22 protein-coding genes are annotated in these 22,337 nt (G+C 70.2%); 12 read left to right on the forward strand and 10 right to left on the reverse strand.

Annotated features, from left to right (window positions below; translation table 11 throughout):
* Positions 1 to 26: 26 nt before the first annotated feature.
* Positions 27 to 1,217, reverse strand: coding sequence for a sensor histidine kinase (locus tag L3Q67_RS33705; RefSeq protein ID WP_499185448.1), 1,191 nt, complete (start codon positions 1,215 to 1,217; stop codon positions 27 to 29).
* A 183-nt stretch (positions 1,218 to 1,400) separates the two neighbouring features.
* Here L3Q67_RS33705 and L3Q67_RS33710 point away from each other — a divergent pair, with 183 nt between their 5' ends.
* Both L3Q67_RS33710 and L3Q67_RS33715 read left to right on the forward strand, forming a co-directional pair.
* Positions 1,401 to 2,447 (forward strand): BTAD domain-containing putative transcriptional regulator, encoded by a 1,047-nt coding sequence (locus tag L3Q67_RS33710; RefSeq protein WP_499185449.1) that lies wholly within the window; start codon positions 1,401 to 1,403, stop codon positions 2,445 to 2,447.
* A gap of 126 nt (positions 2,448 to 2,573) precedes the next feature.
* The gene (locus tag L3Q67_RS33715) at positions 2,574 to 3,029 is read left to right on the forward strand and encodes a peptidoglycan-binding domain-containing protein (protein WP_499185450.1); all 456 of its coding nucleotides are present in this window, start codon (positions 2,574 to 2,576) and stop codon (positions 3,027 to 3,029) included.
* A gap of 45 nt (positions 3,030 to 3,074) precedes the next feature.
* Here L3Q67_RS33715 and L3Q67_RS33720 read toward each other — a convergent pair whose 3' ends face one another.
* On the reverse strand, positions 3,075 to 3,584 hold the full coding sequence (locus L3Q67_RS33720) for a hypothetical protein (protein WP_499185451.1): 510 nt from the start codon (positions 3,582 to 3,584) through the stop codon (positions 3,075 to 3,077).
* A gap of 150 nt (positions 3,585 to 3,734) precedes the next feature.
* Between L3Q67_RS33720 and lgt the strand changes: the two genes are divergently transcribed.
* The gene (gene lgt, locus L3Q67_RS33725) at positions 3,735 to 4,622 is read left to right on the forward strand and encodes a prolipoprotein diacylglyceryl transferase (protein ID WP_499185452.1); all 888 of its coding nucleotides are present in this window, start codon (positions 3,735 to 3,737) and stop codon (positions 4,620 to 4,622) included.
* Between the two features lie 19 nt (positions 4,623 to 4,641).
* Here lgt and L3Q67_RS33730 read toward each other — a convergent pair whose 3' ends face one another.
* The 3 genes from L3Q67_RS33730 to L3Q67_RS33740 form a co-directional block, all read right to left on the reverse strand.
* Positions 4,642 to 5,400: an HD domain-containing protein gene (locus L3Q67_RS33730; RefSeq protein WP_499185453.1), complete on the reverse strand. Its 759-nt coding sequence runs from the start codon at positions 5,398 to 5,400 to the stop codon at positions 4,642 to 4,644.
* Between the two features lie 10 nt (positions 5,401 to 5,410).
* Positions 5,411 to 6,388 carry a GlxA family transcriptional regulator gene (locus L3Q67_RS33735; RefSeq protein WP_499185454.1) on the reverse strand — a complete coding sequence of 326 codons (978 nt, stop codon included), beginning with the start codon at positions 6,386 to 6,388 and terminating at the stop codon, positions 5,411 to 5,413.
* A gap of 63 nt (positions 6,389 to 6,451) precedes the next feature.
* Positions 6,452 to 6,859: a winged helix-turn-helix transcriptional regulator gene (locus L3Q67_RS33740; protein ID WP_499185455.1), complete on the reverse strand. Its 408-nt coding sequence runs from the start codon at positions 6,857 to 6,859 to the stop codon at positions 6,452 to 6,454.
* A 29-nt stretch (positions 6,860 to 6,888) separates the two neighbouring features.
* On the opposite strand from L3Q67_RS33740, the gene L3Q67_RS33745 reads away from it, so the two are divergent.
* Positions 6,889 to 7,479, forward strand: coding sequence for a hypothetical protein (locus tag L3Q67_RS33745; protein WP_499185456.1), 591 nt, complete (start codon positions 6,889 to 6,891; stop codon positions 7,477 to 7,479).
* 159 nt (positions 7,480 to 7,638) lie between these two features.
* Here the strand turns inward: L3Q67_RS33745 and L3Q67_RS33750 are convergent, their stop codons facing one another.
* Positions 7,639 to 8,037 (reverse strand): hypothetical protein, encoded by a 399-nt coding sequence (locus L3Q67_RS33750; RefSeq protein ID WP_499185457.1) that lies wholly within the window; start codon positions 8,035 to 8,037, stop codon positions 7,639 to 7,641.
* Between the two features lie 235 nt (positions 8,038 to 8,272).
* Here L3Q67_RS33750 and L3Q67_RS33755 point away from each other — a divergent pair, with 235 nt between their 5' ends.
* Both L3Q67_RS33755 and L3Q67_RS33760 read left to right on the forward strand, forming a co-directional pair.
* Positions 8,273 to 11,938 (forward strand): nSTAND1 domain-containing NTPase, encoded by a 3,666-nt coding sequence (locus L3Q67_RS33755; protein WP_499185458.1) that lies wholly within the window; start codon positions 8,273 to 8,275, stop codon positions 11,936 to 11,938.
* A 197-nt stretch (positions 11,939 to 12,135) separates the two neighbouring features.
* Positions 12,136 to 12,693, forward strand: coding sequence for a peptidase inhibitor family I36 protein (locus L3Q67_RS33760; RefSeq protein WP_499185459.1), 558 nt, complete (start codon positions 12,136 to 12,138; stop codon positions 12,691 to 12,693).
* Positions 12,694 to 12,804: 111 nt separating this feature from the next.
* Here the strand turns inward: L3Q67_RS33760 and L3Q67_RS33765 are convergent, their stop codons facing one another.
* Positions 12,805 to 13,692: a helix-turn-helix transcriptional regulator gene (locus tag L3Q67_RS33765; protein WP_499185460.1), complete on the reverse strand. Its 888-nt coding sequence runs from the start codon at positions 13,690 to 13,692 to the stop codon at positions 12,805 to 12,807.
* Between the two features lie 147 nt (positions 13,693 to 13,839).
* Here L3Q67_RS33765 and L3Q67_RS33770 point away from each other — a divergent pair, with 147 nt between their 5' ends.
* Complete coding sequence (locus L3Q67_RS33770; RefSeq protein WP_499185461.1) at positions 13,840 to 14,856, forward strand: zinc-dependent alcohol dehydrogenase family protein; 1,017 nt, start codon at positions 13,840 to 13,842, stop codon at positions 14,854 to 14,856.
* A 70-nt stretch (positions 14,857 to 14,926) separates the two neighbouring features.
* Here L3Q67_RS33770 and L3Q67_RS33775 read toward each other — a convergent pair whose 3' ends face one another.
* Both L3Q67_RS33775 and L3Q67_RS33780 read right to left on the reverse strand, forming a co-directional pair.
* Complete coding sequence (locus tag L3Q67_RS33775) at positions 14,927 to 15,814, reverse strand: thioesterase family protein (RefSeq protein ID WP_499185462.1); 888 nt, start codon at positions 15,812 to 15,814, stop codon at positions 14,927 to 14,929.
* Between the two features lie 250 nt (positions 15,815 to 16,064).
* Positions 16,065 to 16,526, reverse strand: coding sequence for a MarR family winged helix-turn-helix transcriptional regulator (locus tag L3Q67_RS33780; protein ID WP_499185463.1), 462 nt, complete (start codon positions 16,524 to 16,526; stop codon positions 16,065 to 16,067).
* A gap of 176 nt (positions 16,527 to 16,702) precedes the next feature.
* On the opposite strand from L3Q67_RS33780, the gene L3Q67_RS33785 reads away from it, so the two are divergent.
* The 5 genes from L3Q67_RS33785 (at position 16,703) to L3Q67_RS33805 (ending at position 21,450) form a co-directional block, all read left to right on the forward strand.
* Positions 16,703 to 18,160 carry an amidohydrolase family protein gene (locus L3Q67_RS33785; RefSeq protein WP_499185464.1) on the forward strand — a complete coding sequence of 486 codons (1,458 nt, stop codon included), beginning with the start codon at positions 16,703 to 16,705 and terminating at the stop codon, positions 18,158 to 18,160.
* Between the two features lie 291 nt (positions 18,161 to 18,451).
* A complete protein-coding gene (locus L3Q67_RS33790; protein WP_499185465.1) occupies positions 18,452 to 19,594 on the forward strand; it encodes a coiled-coil domain-containing protein in 1,143 nt (380 codons plus the stop codon).
* An 85-nt stretch (positions 19,595 to 19,679) separates the two neighbouring features.
* On the forward strand, positions 19,680 to 20,264 hold the full coding sequence (locus L3Q67_RS33795; protein WP_499185466.1) for a DinB family protein: 585 nt from the start codon (positions 19,680 to 19,682) through the stop codon (positions 20,262 to 20,264).
* Positions 20,265 to 20,311: 47 nt separating this feature from the next.
* Entirely contained in the window at positions 20,312 to 20,803 is a 492-nt protein-coding gene (locus tag L3Q67_RS33800; RefSeq protein WP_499185467.1) for a hypothetical protein, read from the forward strand.
* 368 nt (positions 20,804 to 21,171) lie between these two features.
* Positions 21,172 to 21,450: a hypothetical protein gene (locus L3Q67_RS33805; protein ID WP_499185468.1), complete on the forward strand. Its 279-nt coding sequence runs from the start codon at positions 21,172 to 21,174 to the stop codon at positions 21,448 to 21,450.
* Here the strand turns inward: L3Q67_RS33805 and L3Q67_RS33810 are convergent.
* Positions 21,418 to 22,269 (reverse strand): helix-turn-helix transcriptional regulator, encoded by an 852-nt coding sequence (locus L3Q67_RS33810; RefSeq protein ID WP_499185469.1) that lies wholly within the window; start codon positions 22,267 to 22,269, stop codon positions 21,418 to 21,420. The genes L3Q67_RS33805 and L3Q67_RS33810 overlap by 33 nt on opposite strands.
* Between the last annotated feature and the right edge of the window lie 68 nt (positions 22,270 to 22,337).

A 22,337-nucleotide genomic window follows, 5' to 3' on the forward strand; every position in this document is an offset into this window, starting at 1 on the left:
GCACCCGTTCCGTCCCGCAGCCGGCCCTAGCCGTGCTGTCCGGCGCGCGTCGCCGAGGACACGGGAAGGGTGAGCACGACTTCGAACCCGTTCGGCGACCGCGGCCCGGCGACCAGCGACCCGGCGTACAGCTTCGCGCGTTCCCGCATGCCGATCAACCCCTGCCCGGCGCCCGCCGATCCGCGACCGGTGTCGTGCCCGTCGTCGGTGACGCGCACGACCAGCCGGTCCGGCTCGAAGGTCAGCGCCACTTCGGCGTGGTCGGCCCCGGCGTGGCGCACGGTGTTGGTGAGCGATTCCTGCACCACGCGGTAGACGCAGAGCTGGGCACCGTGGGTCAGCGGCCACGGGGTGCCCGTGACGACCATGGTCGTCGGAACCCCGCTGAGCGAGACGCGCTGCACCAGCGCGGGCAGCCCGCCGAGTCCGGGCGATTCGGGATCGTGCGGCTCGCCGGGTTCCACACGCAGCAGGTTCAGCAGGAGCCGGAGTTCCTGCAACGCCTGGCCCGCCACATCGGAGACCGTGTGCAAGGCGGCCGACGCGGCGGCCGGGTCGGATCCCAGCACGTACCGGGCCAGCCCGGCCTGCACGGAGATCACCGACATGTGGTGGGCGACGACGTCGTGCAGTTCCCGGGCGATGCGGATCCGTTCCTCCATCACCGCCCGCTGCGCGTTCGCCGCCCGATCGCGGTTCAGCTGCGCGGTCAGGGCGGCCAGTTGCCGGTTGCGGTCGGCGAGCGTGCGCCGGACCTCCCCGGGCGCCCACGCGACCACGCAGAACAAGGCGGCGAACGCGACCTCGGGCCACCACGCCCGGCCCCCGGCGCCCACCGCCGCGCCGGACGCCACCACCCAGACCAGCACGGCCGACGGCAGCGAGATCCGCCTCGGGCGCAGCACGGTCGTGGTGTAGAGGGCGAACAGGCAGCCGAAGTTGTTGAGCGGGTTCCACAAACCCAGTGCCGCGTAGGTGATCGCGCCGGCGCAGCAGATCAGCAGCACCGGCAGCGGAGCCCGGCGCCGCAGGGCCAGCGGCAGGTTCGAGACCGCGATCAGCAGCAGTCCGAGCCCGCTTTCGGGCCGGGCGGGGGTATTCAACCCGGCGCGGCCGGCTTCCGCGATCACGACCACCATGACCACCGCGAGCACGGAGTCCTGCAGGAGCGGTCGCGCCTCGGCCCACCGCCGCACCGAGACGATCGCCGGCCGCATCCGCACGACGATAGCTCTCCTCCGGCCACCGGTCGTCCACCCGCCGGAGCAGAAGGCCTACCGCGATGGTTGACCGAGCACGGTTCCCGGTGTCCCCGTCGCTCCGGCGCTCGTTGGATGCCTTGACCGCACCACGACTCCTAACCTCGGACGCCTCGGATTCCGCCGACGGGGGGCAGAGCGATGATCGCGTTCCACAGCACGCCGGGAACTTCGCTGAGAGAGCTGCGCAGCCGCACGGGGATGAGCCAACTGGAACTGGCCGAACGGTCGGGGCTCAGCGTGCGCGCGGTACGGGACCTGGAGGGCGGCCGGGTGGCCCGGCCGCGAGCCACTTCGCTGCACCGGCTGGCGACCGCGATGCGGCTGTCCGAAGCCGAACGGGCGGCGCTGGCGACGGCCGTCTGCGCCGGGGTGGAGCCGGGGGTGCGGCTCGCCGTTCTCGGCCCGTTGTCGTTGTGCCACCGGGGAAAGCCGGTCGTGCTCAACGCACCTGCCGTGCGCACGGTGCTCGTCCTGCTGGCGTTGCAGCCGCAGCGGTGGGTGTCGCGCGAGGAGATCGTGGACGCGGTGTGGGGCGAGTGCCCGCCCGCGACCTGCCTTCGCCTGGTGCACCGCTACATCGGCCAGTTGCGGGCACTGCTCGAACCCGGACGGCGGACCGGCCATGTCGTGCGCGCCGAACCAGGCGGCTACCGGCTCACCCTGACAGCTGCTCAACTCGACGTCGCGCGGTTCGACGAGCTGGTGGGCTCAGCCGCACGCCTGCGCGAACGCGGCGAAGCACGGCACGCGCGGACCCTGCTCGCACACGCACTGGCCCAGTGGCGCGGCCCGGCCGCGGGCGGTCTCGCCGGGCGACTGGACCAGCACCCCGCCCTCGTCGCGCTGACCCACAGCCGGATCACGGCCGCGCTGGACCACGCAGACCTCGCACTGGCCGACGGGGTGCCGTCGCAGGGCGTCCGGACTCTGCACGCGCTGGCGGACGAGCACCCGTGGCACGAGGGCATCGCTGCCCGGCTGGTGCTGAGTCTGGCCGCTGGAGGCGAACAGGCCGCGGCGCTGCGGCTCTTCGGAGAAGTCCGGGCCCGGCTCGCCGAGCAACTGGGGGTCGAGCCGGGCCCGGAGCTGACGAAGGCGCACTCGGCCGTGGTGCACGGCCGAGTGCCGGTATTTCCGCCGCTTTCTGCCGCCGCCTCGCCCGTTCACCCGCGAACCCCGCGATGAGCAGCCGTGTTGGCTCGATCCGGCGGCCGCGTCGGGTGGCGATTCGAGTGCCCCGGCCGCGAACACCCCGTGCCTAACGTGGTTTTCGCCCGATGAAGCACCCGTTCCCAGACCAGGAGGAATCCCATGACCGCCACGCTGAGGAAGCTCGCAGCCGGGGTCACCGTCGCCGCCGCGGCTCTGCTGCCGGGGGCCGCCGGAGCGACTGTGGCCGCCGCCGACCCGGAGACGGCCGCGTCCCCCAGAGCCACCTGCAACGACTTCACCACGTTCGTCTACGGCAGCACTCCCTACCGGGTGCACATCCCGAGCGTCGGCCACCAGACCGGGGCCACCAACTGCACCCTGCGCCAGGGCGATTCCGGCCCCGGTGTGTTCGTCCTGCAGGACGCCCTGCGCAGGTGCTACAACCAGCCGATCATCCAGGACGCCCAGTACGGCTCCGCCACCAGGAACGCCGTGTTGAACGTCCAGAACTTCCACGGACTCGTGGCCGACGGCATCTACGGTCCCCTCACCCGCAACGCGATGGCGTGGCCGAAGTACACCACCGGCGGCGCCTTCGTCGGCTGCTGGTTCTGACCACCCGGACCCGCCGCCTCCGCGCGGCGGGTCCCGGCCGGGAGGTCAGCCCCGCACGAAGTAACCCCCGTACGCGGTCTCGAAGAACGGGACGGCACCCGTGCACGGCAGCACGTCCTGCTCGAACGAGCCGTAGGCCCAGCTCCAGCCGATCCGGTCCGGTCCCTTGTTCTGCTGGAAGGTCAGCCCGATGCGCCGCCCGACGATCTCCACCCCCGGCACCCCGGGCAGTTCGGCGCGCTCGACCACGCCGGTGACGATCGCGAGGTTCCCCTGCACCGCGACGCAATCGACCCGGCCGTCGAAATCGGCGTACGGGCCACCTTCGGCCGTCTTGTGGTTGACGTGGAACCGGCCGGTCCCGGTCCCCGGCTTCCCTTCGGCCACCACGTCGAACCGCACGGGCTGCCCCGGATAGCCGGGGAAGGTGAGCGGCCCGCCCGCCGAACCGACCACGCCCGGCAGCCTGCCCTCCGCCGCGGCCGTCGCCGGTGCCGTCACCACCGCCAACGCCGCGACGGCGGCCAGCGTCGCACTCCAGATCCGTGTCCCCATCGGTGTTCCTCTCGGTCGATACTGCGCCTGTACCGAAACCCTGGCCCCCGGTCCAAGCGCGTTCCTCCCGCTGCGGAGGGAGCCCGGTCCCTCGCTGGTATCGGCATACACCGGGAAGGATCACCAGGAGTCCGTGACTATGCTGTCGCGATGATTCTGGGGGCAAGGCTTCACGGGATTCCCGCCGTCATCCCGAGTCCGACGCAAGGGGTCTGGCACCTCGGGCCGATACCGGTGCGCGCCTACGCCCTGTGCATCGTGGCCGGCATCCTCGTCGCGGTGTGGCTGACCCAGCGCCGGTGGGTGCGGCGCGGGGGCAAACCCGGGCAGGTACTGGACATCGCGACCTGGGCGGTCCCCTTCGGGATCGTCGGTGCCCGCTTGTACCACGTCGCCACCTCCTGGCAGCCGTACTTCGGCCCCGGCGGGAATCCGCTCCACGCGCTCTACATCTGGGAAGGCGGCATGGGCGTCTGGGGTGCCGTCGCCTTCGGTGCGCTCGGGGCCTGGATCGGCGCCCGGCGTGCCGGTGTGCCGCTGCCGCCGATGGCCGACGCGGCGGCGCCGGGCATCGCGCTGGCCCAGGGTATCGGCCGCCTGGGCAACTGGTTCAACAACGAGGTCTACGGCGGCCCGACCGAACTGCCCTGGGGCCTGCGGATCCACCAGTGGGACCAGTCCGCGGGCCAAGCCGTTCTCGGCCCGGACGGTCAGCCCGTCGTGCTGGGGACCTTCCACCCCGCGTTCCTCTACGAACTGCTGTGGGTCTTCGGGGTGGCGGCGGTGGTGATCTGGGCGGACCGCCGATTCCAGCTGGGCCACGGCCGCGCCTTCGGGCTGTACGTGGCGCTGTACACGGCGGGCCGGCTGTGGATCGAAGCGCTCCGGGTCGATCCGGCGAACCACATCCTGGGGCTGCGCCTGAACATCTGGACGGCCCTGCTCGTGTGCCTGACGGCCACCGCGCTCACCGTGCTGTCGGCCAAGCGGCATCCCGGGCGCGAGCAGTCGATGCTCCGGCCCGTCGGCAGCACCTGATCCTGCCGGACCGTGGTGATCAGTCGCCCCACCCGGCGGCGTCCACGCTCATGTCCCAGGTCTGGTAGGGCAGCGACGGGTAGCGCTGGTGGAGGACTTCGCCGGGGAAGGTCATCGACGGAGCCTTGCGCGGGCTGGACATCGCGTGTGCGACGACCGCGTCGGTGAGCGGGCGGGTCCCGCCGAGACGCGGGTAGGCGGCGTGCACGCGGTCCGCGTAGCCGGGTGGCAGGTCGCCGGGACCGCCGAGCACGTCGATCCCGATCCCGCCGGTGGCGATGCCGATCTCCGGTGCGCGACGGCGCTGGAACACCGGGGAAGACAGGTACGAGGGGGAGGTGTGCTGCGCGATCGCGTCCCAGACGACGTCGACCCGGCCGTCGGTCACCCCTCGCTGTTCGAGGAACTCCGCGGCCAGGTCCGCACCGGCGACCTCGAACCGCTGGTCGGTGGTGGCTGACGCGGTGAGGCCCATGTCGTGCAGCACGCAGATGAGGAAGGTCAGCTCGACGTCGTAGTCCCGGCCCGGTTTCCGGCCCTCCTGCGCGGCGGCCTCTCTCGCGAACAGGAAACTGCGCAGGCTGTGGTTGAGCAGGTAGGTCTCCTGCGTGCGTTGCGCCAGGTGCCGGGCTTCGCGGGCGAGCCGGGTCGCCGGGAAGGACAGATCCGCATGCGCGGCCGGGCCGGGCTGCGCGGCGGACGGTGAGCCGGTCAGCGCGACGGCACCGCCGGCGAGGCCGGTCGCGAGCACGGTGCGACGGGACACGGGGAAAGGCATGAGCGCACTCCTAGGGTCGACGGTCTGCTCTGACTCGGTGGTTGGCCAGCCGGAAGCGGTTCCGGTAGGCCGAAGGCGCGACGCCGAGGACCCGCAGGAACGCTTGGCGCATCGTTTCCGGCGAGCCGAAACCGGCGGCGCCGGCGACGGCCGGGACGGTCGCGTCGCCGGATTCGAGGAGCGCCTGCGCCGCTTCGACCCGGAGCCGCTCGACGAACTGGCCGGGCGTCGTCCCGAGGTCGCGGCGGAACAGGCGGGTCAGGTGGCGTTCGCTGATGGCGAGTTCGGCGGCCATCGTGGCGAGGCGGTGATCGCCGCCCGGATCCGCCACCACCCGCTCCAGCGCTTGACGCAGGGTGGCGTTGCGGGGCGCGGCGACGGCACCGCGGGCGCTGAACTGCGCCTGGCCACCAGGCCGTTGCAGGAACACGACGAGGTGCTTCGCGACCGCGCGAGCCCGGTCCTCGCCGCGGTCCTCACCGACCAGAGCGAGCGCGAGGTCGATCCCCGCGGTGGCGCCCGCCGAGGTGACGATCGAGCCGTCCCACACGTAGATGGCATCGGGTTCGAGCGTGACCCGCGGAAACCGCCTCGCGAATTCGGCGCAGGCCTCCCAGTGCGTCGTGGCCCGCCGGCCGTCCAGCAGACCGGCTTCGGCGAGCAGGAACGCGCCGGTGCAGACCGAGACCACCCGCCTGGCACGAGGAGCCGTCCGCCGCACGGCGTCGGCCAGCTCGGGCACCATGGCGGCGAACTCGTGACCCGGGTACCCCGGCACGACGAGCGTATCCACCTCGTCCACATCGGACAGTCGCAGGTCGACGCTCAGGGAGATGCCGACGTCGGTGCGCACGGATCCGCCGTCCAACGACGCCAGCCGCACCCGGTAGCCACCGGCGTCGGTGAAGACCTGGACCGGACCGGCGACATCGAGCAGCAGCACCCCGTCGGCAACGGCGACTATCACTTCGTCGGGTCCGGTCGTCACGGTGGCCAGTCTGTCGACTCGCGGCCGATGGCCACAAGGACACCTATCCCAAGGATCCGGACATCAGGCGACCGGATGAGCGCAGTGCATCGCCTCGTCGCCGAGGAGCTCACCACCGGTCCGCTGCAGGTGAGCCTCACCCCACACCCGGACGCTCTCCACGACGGGCAGGACCGTGGTGCCGTAGGGCGTGAGCCGGTAGAGGACGGGAGCCGGGACCGGCCCGGTCACCACCCGCTCGACGAGCCCGTCGGCCTCCAGTTCCCGTAGTTGCTCGGCCAGGACCTTGGGCGTGATCGGCGTACCCCGGCGACGCAGCCCGGCGAAGTGGGACTCGCCGTGGGCGAGCCAGTACACCAGGGTCAGCTTCCACTTCCCGCCGATCGCCGCGAACGCCGCGGCCATCGGGCAACCCGGCAGGGGATTGGGACGCGGCTGGGCGGGGTTACCTGCAGGTGCCTTCTTGTTCATGGTCGTGCTCCCCTCGGATAGTCGGGCCCGTGAACCTCCACAGACCGCTCACCGTGCCACACGGACGAATCCTGGTGGCCCTCCTCGCGATACTCATGCTGACCGTGCCGGCCTCGGCGTCGAGCCTTGAAGCGGAGGCCGGTCAACGGGACTTCGACTGGGAGATCGGCACCTGGCACACCGATGTCCGGGTGCTCGCCGATCCACTGTCGGAGACCCCGGACGAATGGCTGCGTTTCGGCGGGAAGTCCGTCGTGCGTCCGTTGCTGGACCGGCGAGCGAACGTCGTCGAACTCCAGGTCTCCGGACCGACCGGACGGATCGAGGCCCTCAACATGCGGCTCTACGAACCACAAGCGGATCGGTGGAGCCTGACCTTCATCAACCTGGGCGACGGCCTGCTCACCCCCTCACTGCACGGCGGTTTCCACCACGGCACCGGCGAATTCCACGGCGACGACCAGTTCGGCGGACGCCCGATCAAGGTGCGCTTCCTCATCCACCGGCAAGGGCCGGACCGGGCCAAGTTCGAACAGGCCTTCTCCGCGGACGGCGGCCTGACCTGGGAAACGAACTGGATCGCCGTCGACCGCCGCATCGGCCACACGCCGGAAAGCTGAGTCAGGACAGCAGCCGCTGTCCTTCCCCGGCGCGGTCGCGCGGATCGCCGAGGCGAGCGGCCGCCGGGATGCCCTTCCGTGGGCGGGAAAGGCGCAGAATCACCGCGGTCATTCTGCGCCCTCCGCCGCATCAGCACGAGAAGTACACGCTCGCGGGCTCTACGCGGCGTACTGCCCGCTGTTCGCACCGCCGGTAGCGAAATCGAAGCCGAACCGCGTACCGTCCTGCACGTTGGTGGCGACGACAGTCCATTGGTTGGGAACGGTATAGACCCAGTTCGGCTGGCATACCACGCCGCCCCCTGAGGGAAGGAAGCAGACTTTGACTCGTCGCTGCGCGGTGGTCTTGATGTTGATGTCGGCGCAGTTGGCCGTCGTGGTGAACCACGCGCCGGGGAAGGTGGGGGGTGCGTAGCGTACGTCGAACAACTTGCTGTAGGGCTTGGCGTTGCCATAACAGCTCAGGACGGTGAGGTCGTCCGCCGTGGCTGTCTGTCCTCCCGTGAGCAAGCCGCCCACGGCGCACGCGGACGCCAGCATAACGAGGGTTCTGCGCATAATCGCTCCTGGTGTGTGATAGGTGGCAAGCAAGGGTCTTGCCCACAGATATCCAAAGTGCAATCAGCCGTCGTATGAGCTCTCCTCTCACTCTCGGATCACCTGGCGCTCCTCCGCGAATCCCTCCCCATCGATTCGGCTCACCGTTGTGTAGCGCCGATCGGTTGTCCACGGTCGGCCACTGGACGCTGCACAACAGACCGTGCACAATCCCCGCAGGGGAGGGGGTGGCGCGTTGCCGCGTGGCGAACGCCCGCTGGGCGACGAGGACGACGTGGTAGTGCGGTTCGCCGGTGATCTCCGCCGGCTTCGGGAGAAAGCCGGGAAACCGTCGTACCGGGAACTCGGCGCGCGGGCGCACGTGTCCGCCTCGGCTCTGTCAGGGGCGGCCGGTGGCCGGAAACTGCCCAGCCTGACGATCGCGCTGGCCTATGTGCGTGCTTGCGACGGGAATTCCGAGGAATGGGAGAAACGCTGGCACGCGGCCGCCGCCGAACTCGCCCGGCAGACCGAACCGGATCCGGCCGACCCCGATGTCCGTGCGCCCTATGTGGGTTTGAGTGCGTTCCAAGAGGATGACGCCGATCTGTTCTTCGGCAGAGTGGGCCTGCTCGGAAAGCTGAGTGACCGGCTCCGGGAAAATCGCCTCGTCGCCGTGGTCGGCGCTTCTGGCGCGGGGAAGACTTCGCTGTTGCGCGCGGGTTTGCTGCCGGAACTGCGGGCCGATGAGCCGGTTGTCCTCACCATGACGCCGGGGCAGCACCCCATCGAGGAGTGCGCGATCCAGTTCGCCACCCCGCTCGGGTGCGGCCCGGCCACGCTGGCCGGCGACCTGGCCGGAGACTCGCGTGGCCTGCACCGGCTGGTGCGGCAGGCGCTGACCAGCCGGCCGGACCACGCCGAACTGGTCCTGCTCGTGGACCAGTTCGAGGAGGTCTTCACGCTCTGCGGTGACCAGCGGGAGCGCTCTCGGTTCATCGACCTGCTGGTGACCGCGGCGGTCGCGGAGAACAGCCGGGTGCGGATCGTGCTGGGGATCCGGGCCGACTTCTACGGTCACTGCAGCCGGTACCCGGAACTGGTGGAGGTGTTGCAGGACCACCAGGTGGTGGTCGGCCCGATGTCGGGCCAGGACCTCCGCGACGCGATCACGAAACCCGCGACCCGCGTGGACTGCTCGGTGGAATCGGCCTTGCTGGCGACCCTGTGCACCCACGCGGACGGTGAGGTCGGCGTCCTGCCCCTGCTCTCCCACGCGCTGCTCGAAACCTGGCGGCGAAGGCGCGGGAACTCCCTTTCCCTGGCCGGGTTCCAGGCAGCCGGTGGCATCGACGGTGCCTTGCGGCAGACCGCGGAAGCGGTTCACCACTCCTTCGAACCCCGCCAGCGCCAAGTAGCGGCCGACCTGTTCCTGCGACTGACCGCGCTGGGCGAGGGCACCGCGGACACCAAACGCCGGATCACCCGCGCCGAACTCGACAGCGAGGACACGGATCTGGCTCTGGTGCTGGAACGCCTCGCGAAGGCGAGGCTGCTCACGCTCGACCGCGACACGGTGGAGATCACCCACGAGGCCCTCATCAGGTCGTGGCCGCGGCTACGCGAGTGGCTGACCGAAGACCGGGAAGCGCTGCACCTGCACCGGCGGCTGACCGAGGCCGCGGCGGACTGGGACAGCCACGACCGGGACCCCGGCCTGCTCTACCGCGGTGCCCGGCTGGCCGCGTGGGAGAGCAGGCCCGAAACCGCGCTCAACGACCAGGAGCGAGCGTTCCTCACGGCCGGCCGAGCTGGGGCGCTGCGGGAGCAGGCAGTCGCGCGGCGCCGCCGGAACATGGTGGTCATGGGCCTGAGCTGCGCGCTGGTGGCGGTCAGCTTCCTGGCCGGGCTGGCCGCCGTGCAGGCGGGCCGGGTGGTGACCGAACGCGACCTGGCCTCGCACCGGGAGCAGGTGGCCACCGCCCGTGCCGAACTGGCCAGGCAGCCGGAACTCGGGCTGTCGCTGGCCTTGCGGGCATTCGACGCTTCGCCGTCCGGTGAGGCGTCGGCGGTGTTGCGCCAGGCGGTGGCGGATTCCCGTGGCCGGGCCGCGGTGGACACCGGTCAGGGCCGGCTCTCCGGGCTCGCGGTGAGTGCCGGGGGCGCCAAGGTGGCGAGCGCCGGGTTCGACGGCACGGTCCGGATCTGGGACCGGGCGGGGGACGCATTCGGGACACAGCCCGCAGTGCTGGTCACCGGCGGGCCGGTCACCGGAATCGACTTCAGCCCCGATGACCGGCTGCTGGCCACCGTGGGCGCGGGTGGTGCGGCCACACTGTGGGAGGTCGGCTCGGGCGCCCCGCAGCGAACGCTGCCGGGGCACAGCGGGAACGTCAACGCCGTGGCGTTCGGCCCCTCCGGGCAGCTGGCCACCGGTGGTGACGACGGTACCGTCCGCCTCTGGGAACCGGCCGTCACCGAGCCGCGGGTGCTCACCGTGCCCGGCCGGGTGCTGAGCCTGGCGTTCGATCCGCGCGGGCAGCGGCTCGCGGTGGGCGGGGACGACCGGGCAATCCGCGTTTGGCCGGTCGGGACGCCGGGCGATCCCGAGGTCCTGACCGGCCACACCCACCACGTCAAGGCGCTGGACTTCAGCCACGACGGCGGCCGGTTGGCCAGCGCGGGCGGGGACGGCTCGCTGCGGGTCTGGCACCTCGGCGGCGAGCGGCCCCCGGCGGTGTTCGACAGCCACACCAGCGAACTCACCTCGGTGGCGTTCGGGCCGGACGGACGCTCTGTCGTCACCGGTGGCAACGACGGCGCACTCCGGCTCTGGGAAGTGACCACGCGAACCGAACCGTTCGTGCTGCGCGGGCACGACGGCGGGGTGGTGGCGGTGCGGTTCGGCCCGGACGGCACGCGCCTGGTCAGCGCCGGGGCCGATGGCACGGTGCGCCTGTGGGATCCCGCGGGCGGGGAAGTGCTCGCCCTGCCCGCCGGGCACCAAGGCCCGGCGATGGACACAGCGGTGACCCCGGACGAGGCGACCGTGGTCAGTGGCGGCTACGACGGCACCGTGCGGGTCTGGCGAACCGGGACCGGCGAGCCACCGACGGTTCTGCGGGGCGATCAGCCCACCGTGCTCGGTGTCGCGGTCAGCGCCGACGGCCGCCGGGCCGCCGCGCTCGCCGAGGACCGGGTCATCCGCGTCTGGGACACCGGCAGTGGCCGCCTGCTGCTCACCCAGCCATCGGATCCCGACGCGCTGGGAGTGGCGCTGAGTCCGGACGGCCTGCTGGTGTCCGGGTCCGGGCCGGAGGGTTCGGTGCACCTGTGGCGGGTCGACGAACCCCACCGGTCGACGGTGCTGCGGGGGCACCGGCATTCCGTGCGCCGCACGGCTTTCAGTCCCGACGGCGGGCGGCTGGTGAGTGCGTCGGACGACGGCACCTTGCGCGTCTGGGACATCGGAACCGGTGCGCAACTGCACGTACTGGGGGACCAGCTCATGTGGAGCGTCGAGTTCAGCCGGGACGGAAGCGGGATCGTCGCCGGGGCGCAGGACGGGACCGTGCTGTTGTGGGCGGTGAACGCCTCCGGACCGCCGGTCGTCCTGCGGGGTCACCAGGGCATGGTGTGGGACGTGGCCTACAGCCCGGACGGCCGGTGGGTCGCCAGCACGGGCAGCGACAAGACGGTCAGGTTCTGGCCGGTCGGCGACGGCCAGGCCCCGATCGTCGTGCGCTGGACCGGCTCGATGGCACCGTCGGTCACCTACGGCCGGGACGCGCGGCGGCTGGTCAGCGCGCACGCCGACGGCGTGACCCGGCTGTGGACCTGCGAACCGTGCGCGCCGATGGAGCAGGTCCGGGCGCTGGCCGCGCAGCGAACCGCGTCGACTGGCTACGCTGCCGCACGATGACCGCTTCGATCACCCGGGGGCCGAACGACGATCCCCGAAGTAGATCTTGAGGATGGCCAGTGGGAGTAGGGCTCGAGGTCGGCGAGACCGTCCACCTCTGAGGCAGTGTGATGGCCGTGAAAGTGCGGTGAAAGCTCCCGTCCCCATGATCGTCGGCGAATGAGTTCGAGCGTTCCACTCAGCAGAAAGGGAACCGAATGAAGCGAATTCGCGCCAGGGCGACGAGAATCACCGGCGTAGTGGCCGCAGTGGGAGCTTTCCTCCTCATGGCCGCTGGAGGGGCGCAAGCCTCGGCCACGGGCATGAGCCTCCAGGCGGAAATCACCCAGGCACTCGAACAGACGCCGGGCGGCGTGCAGATCAGCCCGAACCAGGTCGCCTGGCAGAACGGGAAGGTGGTGCTCACCATTCCGCTGTCCGGCGAGAAGTTTGCCCGTGCGGCGGCAGAGCCCGTGTCCGCACTGGGCACGAAGAACTGCCCATACACCTGGGTCTGCCTCTACGACGGCAAGGATTTCGAGGGGCGCCGGCTCCAGTTCAGCGAATGCAATGAATTCAACGACCTCAGCAGCTGGGACTTCAACGACAAGATGACGTCTTGGCACAACAATCAGACGTCGGGCACCAAGGCACGATTCTACAACTGGTCGAACGAAGAGTGGGTGCTGGTCTACACCACTCCAGGGGCGGAATCATGGGACGGCCTCGTCTCCTCCAGCATCAACAACAAGGTGGACGGCATCAGAGCCTGCTGAGCCGGCCCGGCCGGTCCGCAGGCCGCGGACCGGCCGGGTCCAGCCGTTCCTGCCGACGGCCGCCGCATCCGAGACTTCCCGATCACCGGCGAAGCGCCGCGGTGAGACCGTTCAGCCGGACACCTTGCCGGTAGCGGACTCCGCCTCCTGGGTGGCGGCCCAGGATGCGAGCAACCGCAGACCTTCCGCGGAGGGGGAACCGGGTTCGGCGGTGTAGACGGTGAGGGTCAACCCGGGCTCCGCGGCCATTTCCAGTCCCTCGTAGGCGAGGATGAGTTCACCGACCGCGTGGTGGTGGAAGCGCTTGGTGCCGGTGCCGTGGTGGCGGACGTTGTGCGCACCCCAGCGGGTGCGGAACTCGTCGCTGCGGGTGGACAGTTCGCCGACGAGGTCGTGCAGGTCCTTGTCGTGCGGGTCGCGGCCGGCCTCGGTGCGCAGGATGGACACGGAGACGTCGGCGGCGAGGTCCCAGTCGGGGTAGAAGCGGCGGGAAGCCGGGTCGAGGAAGGTGAACCGGGCGAGGTTGGCCTGGTTGTGGGGCGAGGCGTAGATGTCGCTGTAGAAGGCGCGGGCGAGCTGGTTGACGGCGACGATGTCCGAGCGGCCGTTGCGGACGAAGGCCGCTCCGGCGGTGACCGCGTCCAGTGTCCACTGCAGACTGCGGTGCGGGGTCCACTGCCGCCCGGCGCGGCGTCGCGGCCGGGTGAGGGTGTCGGAACCGTCCGCGGCCTGGGCCAGGTGCAGCAGGTAGGCGCGTTCGGCTTCGTCGAGCTGGAGGGCGCGGGCGACGGCCTCCAGCACGGCGGGGGAGACACCGGCCAGCGTCCCGCGTTCGAGTTTGGCGTAGTACTCGACGCTCACGTCGGCGAGCGCGGCGACCTCACTGCGCCGCAGGCCGGGTACGCGCCGCCGGGTGCCGGAAGGCAGACCGGCCTGCTCCGGGGCGATCTTCGCGCGCCGCGAGGTGAGGAACTCGCGGACCTCGTCACGGTTGTCCACCCCCCGACGGTACGTCCACCGCGCCCCCGGAGGGATGTACTGCCAGTACATCCCCCGTTAGTGACTCGCTGTGCGCGCGAGGCGGGGGCATGGTGGTCGACGTGGTGCTTTCCGGCACCTCCTGACACCGAACAGCGAAGGAACCCCATGCGCGGCGCAGTGATCCACGCCCCCGGCGATGTCCGCTTCGAGACCCTGGAGGACCCGAAGGTCCTCGACCCGGCTGACGCGGTCATCCGCACCGCGGTGACCTGCGTGTGCGGCTCGGACCTGTGGCCCTACCGCGGCCTGGAGCCGATCGGCGAGGCGCACCCGATGGGCCACGAGTACGTCGGCTTCGTCGAGGAGGTCGGCAGCGAGGTGACCGCGGTGAAGCCGGGCCAGTTCGTCGTCGGCTCCTTCGCCACTTCGGACAACACGTGCGCGAACTGCCGCAACGGCTTCCAGTCCAGCTGCCTCAACCGCGAGTTCATGAGCACGTGCCAGGCCGAGTACGTGCGCATTCCCCACGCCCAGGGCACCCTGGTCGCCGTCGACGGCACACCGGCCGAGGAACTCTGGCCCAGCCTGCTCGCCGTCTCCGATGTCATGGGCACCGGCTGGTGGGCCGCCGAGGCCGCCGAGGTCAGGCCCGGCTCCACCGCCGTGGTGGTCGGTGACGGTGCCGTCGGCCTGTGCGCGGTGATCGCGGCCAAGGAACTGGGCGCGGAGCGGATCATCGCGATGAGCCGCCACGAGTCCCGCCAGCGCCTCGCCCGCCAGTTCGGCGCCACCGACATCGTCACCGAACGCGGCGACGACGGCGTGGCCGCGGTGAAGGACCTCACCGGCGGCATCGGCGCCGACGCGGTGCTCGAATGCGTCGGCACCGACCAGGCCATGCGGCAGGCATTGCGCTCCGCGCGCCCGGGCGGCAACGTCGGCTTCGTCGGCGTCCCGCACGAGGTCGCCATCGACGGCCAGGAACTGTTCTTCTCCCACGTCGGCCTGCGCGGCGGTCCGGCCCCCGTGCGCCGCTACCTGCCCGACCTGATCGAGCGGGTCGTCTCCGGCCGCATCGACCCGGGTCAGGTCTTCGACCTCACCCTGCCCCTGGACCAGGTCGCCGAGGGCTACGCGGCCATGGACGAACGGCGCGCCATCAAAACCCTGCTCAAGCCCTGACGACTCGCCATGACCACCCACGCCATCGAAAACGTAGACGAAGTGTCAGTGACCACTTCACTGGTCGACGTCACTCCGGTGCCGGGTATTTCCCTTGCACGTCGCCGTGGGGAAAGCTGAACAGGGCGAGTTGGCTGCCGGTGGCGAGCAGTGCGTTCCGGTCGGGGTCCCAGAGTTCGATCTCGAGTGAGACGTAGCCGTCGCCGGCGTGTTTCGCCCGGTTGCGCGCGAGGATCCACTCGGTGCGGGTTTCGCCGAGGAGATGGACGGTGAGGTCCGCGCTGGGGGCCAGCCACCTGGGCAGACCTGAGCCCATGCGCTCGGTCACCGACCCGATCATCGTGTCGCAGAGGACGAGGTAGGCCAAGGGGTCGAGGTGGCCGCCGGGTCGTAGCGGGGGTTCGGCGAATCGGTACCAGTAGGCCTGTTCGGAGGTGGTGGGCCGGGGGTTGGCCCATGGTGGGTGCCCCATGGCCGTCTTGGCGTTGACCCGGTCCCACAGCGACGCCGGGATGAGGCCGGGCGCGTCGTCGGGGGTGTCGGCGAACGATGGGCAGTCGTCGACATGGGGGAGTCCGGGCGGCATGGCCGTGTCGGTGAAGGCGAAACCGGGCCGGGGAGCGCCGAACACGGCGCTGGCGAGCAAGCCGACGGCGCCTTCGGGGTTGTACATCGTGGCGGTCGCCTGGGAGATCGATCGGCCGCGGCGGAGCAAGGTCACGTCGACGGTCACCTCGCCCGGCGGGATCTTCGAGACGAACGTCGTGGTGATCGTGCGCAGCGGCTGTTCCGGTGAGGCCAGTTCCCGTTCCATGGCCCGGGCCGCGATGGCCGTGGTGAGTCCGCCGTGCGGCAGGAACGGCGCGTTCCACTTGTCCGTCAGGGCCACCCGGAACCGGCCCGGCCGGGTGTCACACGGTTCCGGATCAACCTGCGCCGAGAAACCGAAGCCGCCCACCGGCCACTCCTCGCGGTCCGAAAGCAAGGGTCGTCAGCCTACCAAGAAGCGCGAAGTCAAGGCGTCGGTCAACTCGGACACCGCGTGCGATACCCGCCGGGCGCGCTCAGCTGGCCTGAGCGCGCTCGTCCGCTCGCGGCCGGTTCTGAGCAGCCCGTGCTTTGCGAATCGCCGACTTGATAAGCAGACCGAGCGCGGCCCTGCAGAAGCCCGATGGGCGGCTCCTCGTCCCGCGGACTTTCCGCCGCCGTCAGACGGGTGGCTGCTCTGCTTGCAGGTTCTCGAGGATCGTGGTGGCAATGTCGGCGAACTGATCGAGTTCTTCGCGCGTGAGGCGGTCGATGACAAGGCGGCGGACCTCCTGGGCGTGGCTGGGCGCGGCTTGCGTGAGCGCGGTGAGGCCTTTCACGGTGATCACCGCCTCCATGCCGCGCGAGCCGCATCGTTCCCGCGTGATCAGGCCTCGCTTACACATCCGGGTGAGCTGGTGGTGCATGCGGCTCTTCTCCCAGGTGGCCATCCGGCTGAGCTCGTAGGCGCGCATCCGTCCGTCCGGCGCCTCGGACAGCAGCGCGAGCACGGTGTAGTCGGCGTTGGACAGACCGCTGCTGGCCTGGAGCTGCTGCTCAATGCGTGTCCGCAGCAGCTCCAGCATCTGGAAGGACACCCGCCATGCGCGGAGCTCGTGTGCGGTCAATCCCTGCTGCTTCATGGCGTCATCCTAGCCCGTGAGTTGACAAATCAACTCAGTGGCGTAGCCTTTAGTTGATACATCAACTCGTAGTGCTGATCAGGACGCGTCGCCGTCGGCGGGCCTTCGTGAACAGTCAGGCTTGATCGCACAGGCGTCCGCGACTCCCGCGGCCACCGCACGCAGGAAGGCCCACCATGACCAAACAACATGACGATGGTGAGCCGCCGAAGGACAGCGGACAGCGGGGACGCCGCTACGTCATCCGTGGCGGCGCAGTGATGTCCATGGACCCGAACGTAGGCAACTTCGCGGTCGCCGACGTCCTGGTCGAGGGCAGCAAGGTCGTCGACATCCAGCCCCGCATCCGAGCCGCCGGCGCCGGCGTGATCGACGCGCGGGGACGCGTCGTCCTGCCGGGCTTCGTCGACACGCACCACCACCTGTTCGAAACCGCGGAACGTGCGTTTCTCGCCAATGGCCTGCTTCTCGACGATCACTCGGGCTCGCCGAGCGCGTACCCGAACTACAGCGAGCACATCCTGCGGGGCTTCGCGCGGGTCTACCGGCCGGCAGACGTCTACATCAACTCGTTGTTCGCCGGGCTTTCGCAGCTCGACACCGGTGTCACGACGGTGCTGGACGTCTCGCAGATCCACCACTCCCCAGAGCACACCGATGCGGCGATTCAGGCGCTGGTCGACACCGGGCGGCGTTCGGCGTTCGGGTTCTTCGAGGGTGACGGCCGCGCGGCAGCCCGGTACCCGCAGGACGCCTACCGCATCAGGGACCGGTGGTTCTCCTCGGACGACCAGCTGGGGAGCATGGTCATGGGCGGTGAGCTGCACCTCGGCCGGCAGGTGTACACCCGCGCCTGGGCGATCGCCCGCGAGCTGGGTATCCGGATCGCCGCGCACTCCGTCGGCTCGTGGGGGATGCGGCCCGTCTTCGACGACCTCGCCCAGGGCGCCGCTGGGGTCGAAGTGGGGCCGGACAACCTGTTCATCCACATGACCGGCATGTCCGACCAGACCTGGCGACGGTTGCGGGACGCCGGTGCGCAGGTCTCACTGGCCTTCCCGATCGAGATGACGATGCGGCACGGCACGCCGCCCATCCTCAAGATGCAGCAACTCGGCATGGAGCCCTCGCTGAGCTCCGACGTCGAGACGACGATGACCGCGGACCCGTTCACCCAGATGCGCTCCGCGATGACCATGCAGCGCATGACCGTCAATCAGATGATCCTCGACCAGGGCGACCTCGTGCCGCCGAACAATTGGCCGACGCCGGCCCCGGGCACACCCGAACTGCTTACCGTACGGGACGTGCTGCGGTACGCGACCGTCAACGGAGCCAAGCACCTCGGACTCGACAGCAAGACCGGCACGCTCACGGCCGGCAAGGAAGCCGACATCGTCCTGCTCGACGCCACCGCGCTCAACGTGGCCCCGCTCAACAGCGTTCCGGGAGCGGTCGTGTCGCTGATGGACCGCTCCAACGTCGAGACGGTGATCGTCGCCGGCAAGGTGCGCAAGTGGAAAGGTCGGCTGCTCGGCGCAGACCTGGCCCGGTTGCGCGGGGAACTCGAAACGTCCCGCGACTACCTCTTCGCGGCGATGGGCCTGACGCAGGACCTGTTTGCCTGGAGCTGAGCACCACCCGAGCAACGGGGGATTGCCGTCTCACGCCGTCCGTGATGTGAGCACCTGAGGCGGACACCACAGGCGTCTGCGTCACCGCGGGTTCTTGGTTGTCTGCGGAGTTGCCAGGCCGCCGGATGCCCCACCCCTCACAGCCGCACCATCGGGCGAACTCCTCTACGTCTGCGCAGCATCCGGCTGATAACAGCGATTATCACCCATACTTGATTGTCCGGTTGTGTCTCTAACTAGTTAGAGATAGAGTCTAATCTAGGAGATTACAGTTAGACTGGAGCGATCAAGTTGCTTGATAGGGAAAGCCGGGAGCGGGAAGACGGCGGAGAAGAAGCCTCAACCGGCGGCAGCGCAGTGGGGGCGGGGGAGCGGCGCACCCGTCAATGCGCGCTGGATGGCTGCGATCGGCGGTTCGTCCCGGCGTCCAACCGGCAGAAGTTCTGCGGGCCGGGGCACCAGCAGCAGGCCCAGGCCCTGCGCCGCCGGCCGGTTGAGCCGGAGTTGCCCTTGGTCGAACTCGAACAGATCCGCGACGACGCGGTGACCACCATCGTGCCCGCTGCCGAGGCGCTGACCGAGAAGCTGACCGCCCTGGTGGAGCGGCTCACCGGCATCAACGAAAGCGCGGTCGCCCGGATCGCGGCCGCCGAGACCGCCGCGGCGGAGGCCCGGGCTGCTCAGCAGGAGTCGGCCGAGCGTGCGGCCGATGCCGACGCCGCACGCGAGCGCGCCGAACGGCAGGCCCGCATCGACGCGGCAGCACGCACCGCTGCGGAGAACGAGGCCGCGGCCGCCACCCGCGACGCCGAATCCGCCCGTGCGGACAAGCACCGCGCCGAGGTCGCCCACGCCGAGTCCGAACGCGACGCCCGTTGGCTGGCCGAACAACTCACCGACCTGCGCGAGCGGCACACCGAGCTGGAAGCTGAGCACCAGCGGCTCGCAGCGGAACACGGATCACTCACCGAGGCGCACACCGAACTCGCCCGCGCCCGCGACGCCGATCGCGCCACCCACACCCAAGCGACATACGAACTCGAGTTGCGGCACCGCGACCAGCTCAACGAAGTCCAGCAGGCCCACGCCCACCAGCTGGCCGAGGCCGAACGTCGTCACGTTGCCGACCGCGAGCAGCTCACCCAGCGGCTTCGCGCCGACCACACCGCAGCGCTCGACCGCCTCACCGCCGATCTCGAGCAGGCCCGCACCCGCGACTCCGAGCAACGGCGCGCACTCGAGGAGAAAACGGCCCAGCTCGCCGAGCACGAGCGAGCCGCAGCCGCCGCCCGCATCCTCGCCCGCGACTACGCTGCGCTTTTCGAGGTGGCAACCGACCTCGCAGCCGAGGACACCGAGGCGCCACGAGACATCCGTGCCGAACTCGCTGCCGTGCTACGGGGACGCACCACCCCGCACCAGCCACCTGGGTGAAGCCCTCCAGGTGGCTGGTGCCGCGCACCGGCAAGGCTTCGCGGGCCGACGCAGAATGTCGGTGCTCGCTCGTAGGGTCACCGGCATGACGACCCAGCCAGTGCACGACCCGCGCCCATCCTTCGCTCAGGCACTGGACCAAACCGCGCGGCAGATCAGCATGACCCGCACCGATGAGCTGGGCAATCGCACTCCCTGTGCCGATTACGACGTTCGCGCGCTGCTCGGGCACCTGATCGCGGTGCTGCACAAGCTGTTCCACGTCAGCGCCGGCGGTGACGCGCGTGAGCTCCCCGATGTGGTCGACGACATCGCCGACGAGCAGTGGACCGGCGCATTCGCCCAAGCACGGGGCGAGGTGGAGCGGGCGTGGGCCGACGACGCGATGCTCGAGCGCATGGTCACCCTGCCGTGGGGCACCATGCCCGGCCGGGTGGCTCTGGACGCCTACACCCACGAGTTCACCGTGCATTCCTGGGACCTCGCCCACGCCACCGGGCGGCTCGCCGACCTCGAGCCCGCCCTCGCCGTCGAGGCGCTCGAAGCGTTCGTGGAGTTCGCGCCCCCTGACGAGCGCGGCGAGCAGGGTCCGTTCAGGCCGGTCGTGCAGGTGTCCGAAGACGCCGACGCCTACACCCGGCTGGCCGCCTACCTGGGCCGTCAACCGTAGCGGCTGAAACCGGTTCCTGCGGATCCCCGGCGGGCTAAGGTCATCGGATGTCGAAGGAGAGTTGGAGACCGGTCACCTCGCACTCGTCGTGGGCATGGGTCCATATGGCCACCTCGGTGTTCGTCGGGCTGTTCGGCTTGGTGATGCTGTGGAGCCAGGTCTTCTACATGATGAAGCACGGATTGCACGGGTTCGTCCTGTTCACCGCGTTGTTGGCGCTGGCGTTCGTGCTACTGGTGTGCCGCTCGAGCGTGGCCGGGCTCTCCAGCGGACCTGCCGGGCTGCGACGGCGGTCGTTGACCAAAACCCGCTACTTCGCCTGGAACGAGATCGCGAGCTTCGAGCTGCGTCCCCGCAAATGGCGCGGGATGAGCGTTTCCGGCATCACCTTCGTCACCACCGCGGGCGAGGCGATCAACACCGAAGTCATCATCGGGCCGAATGGCCGCCAGCCGTCCGTCGGCCTGTACTCCGCGGAGGAGGTCGACGACCTGCTGGCGGAGTTGGAAGCTCAGCGGGCGGTAGAAACGAAGTCATGATCACCCAGCGCGCCTTCCCGCTCGAGCCCACGCCGATCCAGGTGTCCGAAGAGGTCCTCGATGACCTGAACGTCCGTCTCACCCCGGACTCGTCCGCAACCGGCCCCTCACCGAAGACCAGCCCGCCGAAGTCCGCGCCCGCACCATCGAGCTGGACCGCCGCTCGGCGTCCCACCTCGCCGTGCACCTGCTCGACGGCGCCACCCTGGCCCACGGGCTGAGCGACTCACCCGCCGGACTGCTCGCCTGGCTGCTGGAGCTGGAACGCCTGGAGCGACAACGGCGGTGACCTCGAGTCCGTCTTCACCAAGGACGACCTGCTCACCCACGCCACGATCTACTGGGGGAACAATTCCATCGCCACGTCGATGCGTTACTACGCCAACGCCAACCGCTACCCCTGGACGCCTGCCCACGACCGCACCCCGGTCGTGCAGGCCCCGGTCGGCCTCACGTTCGTCGACTACGAGAACCCGCCCGGCATCCACACCACCGACGAGCGCGTCCGGGCGTTCGCCACCGGTCCGCAGGCCGAGTGGTTCAATTACGTCCACGCCCACGAGCACGGTGGTCACTTCATCCCCTGGGAGAATCCCGATGCCTGGGTGGGCGACCTACGCCGCACCTTCCGCGGCCGCAGGCCCTGAACCAGCGCACAAGCGGTCCAGCGCCGACTGGCTCTCGGGGTCCGCGGGGCGGAAGATCACCAGGCGCTGGTCCGGGTCTTCGAGGGGCGTGAGCACTTCGAAATCCACCGCGAGCACGCCGGCGCCGGGGTGTCGCAGGACCTTGTGACCACGGCCGTTGACCTGGATGTCCCGCTCGGCCCACAGGCGGGCGAAGTCCTCGTCCCCGGTGATGAATTCCGCGATGAGGTCGGTCAGCACCCGATCCTCCGGGTACGCCGACCACGCGGCGCGCAGGTGAGCGATCCCTTCCCGCACAACGCGTTCCCGGTCGACGTAGTACTCCCGTATCTCCGGGTGCATCAGGCACAGCCACATCGCGTTGCGCTGCGACGGAGGCAGGGTGTCGAAGTCCACCAGCAGCTTCGTCAGTTCGCGGTTCCAGGCCAGGAGGTCGTACCGGTGGTTCACCAGCATGACCGGCAGCGGCGACAGGTCATCGACCAGCCGGGCCAGGGGCGGCGGCGTGGTGGTGGCGGGTTTGCCGGGGTTGCGGGGGCGTTGCCGGGTCAGGTTGAACAGGTAGGAGCGTTCGACGGGGGAGAGGCGCAGCGCTTGGGCGAGCGCCTCCACGACCTCCGCTGAGGGGCGCAGCCCGCGACCCTGTTCCAGCCGCACGATGTAGTCGACGCTGACCCCGGCCAGTTCGGCGACCTCTTCGCGACGCAGTCCCGGGGTCCGCCGGGCCTGCCGGCGGGACGGCAGGCCGAGGTCGTCCGGGTCCAGTCGTTCGCGCCGGGTTCGCAGGAACGCGGCCAGCTCCACGGTGTGGGTCGTCATGTCCGGTGCAACAGCGAGGGTGGGACTGGCGTTCCCAGGAACCTCCTTCCCTTACCCCCGGCTCGGTG

It is taken from the genome of Saccharothrix sp. AJ9571 (assembly GCF_021725495.1).
Lineage (GTDB): Bacteria > Actinomycetota > Actinomycetes > Mycobacteriales > Pseudonocardiaceae > Amycolatopsis > Amycolatopsis magusensis.

Bases quoted from the DNA above. Each gene is read 5' to 3' on its own strand.
- L3Q67_RS33705 (WP_499185448.1), bottom strand. From the start codon at position 1,217: ATGCGGCCGGCGATCGTCTCGGTGCGGCGGTGGGCCGAGGCGCGACCG.
- L3Q67_RS33710 (WP_499185449.1), top strand. From the start codon at position 1,401: ATGATCGCGTTCCACAGCACGCCGGGAACTTCGCTGAGAGAGCTGCGC.
- L3Q67_RS33715 (WP_499185450.1), top strand. From the start codon at position 2,574: ATGACCGCCACGCTGAGGAAGCTCGCAGCCGGGGTCACCGTCGCCGCC.
- L3Q67_RS33720 (WP_499185451.1), bottom strand. From the start codon at position 3,584: ATGGGGACACGGATCTGGAGTGCGACGCTGGCCGCCGTCGCGGCGTTG.
- lgt (WP_499185452.1), top strand. From the start codon at position 3,735: ATGATTCTGGGGGCAAGGCTTCACGGGATTCCCGCCGTCATCCCGAGT.
- L3Q67_RS33730 (WP_499185453.1), bottom strand. From the start codon at position 5,400: ATGCCTTTCCCCGTGTCCCGTCGCACCGTGCTCGCGACCGGCCTCGCC.
- L3Q67_RS33740 (WP_499185455.1), bottom strand. From the start codon at position 6,859: ATGAACAAGAAGGCACCTGCAGGTAACCCCGCCCAGCCGCGTCCCAAT.
- L3Q67_RS33750 (WP_499185457.1), bottom strand. From the start codon at position 8,037: ATGCGCAGAACCCTCGTTATGCTGGCGTCCGCGTGCGCCGTGGGCGGC.
- L3Q67_RS33760 (WP_499185459.1), top strand. From the start codon at position 12,136: ATGAAGCGAATTCGCGCCAGGGCGACGAGAATCACCGGCGTAGTGGCC.
- L3Q67_RS33770 (WP_499185461.1), top strand. From the start codon at position 13,840: ATGCGCGGCGCAGTGATCCACGCCCCCGGCGATGTCCGCTTCGAGACC.
- L3Q67_RS33780 (WP_499185463.1), bottom strand. From the start codon at position 16,526: ATGAAGCAGCAGGGATTGACCGCACACGAGCTCCGCGCATGGCGGGTG.
- L3Q67_RS33785 (WP_499185464.1), top strand. From the start codon at position 16,703: ATGACCAAACAACATGACGATGGTGAGCCGCCGAAGGACAGCGGACAG.
- L3Q67_RS33795 (WP_499185466.1), top strand. From the start codon at position 19,680: ATGACGACCCAGCCAGTGCACGACCCGCGCCCATCCTTCGCTCAGGCA.
- L3Q67_RS33800 (WP_499185467.1), top strand. From the start codon at position 20,312: ATGTCGAAGGAGAGTTGGAGACCGGTCACCTCGCACTCGTCGTGGGCA.
- L3Q67_RS33805 (WP_499185468.1), top strand. From the start codon at position 21,172: ATGCGTTACTACGCCAACGCCAACCGCTACCCCTGGACGCCTGCCCAC.
- L3Q67_RS33810 (WP_499185469.1), bottom strand. From the start codon at position 22,269: ATGACGACCCACACCGTGGAGCTGGCCGCGTTCCTGCGAACCCGGCGC.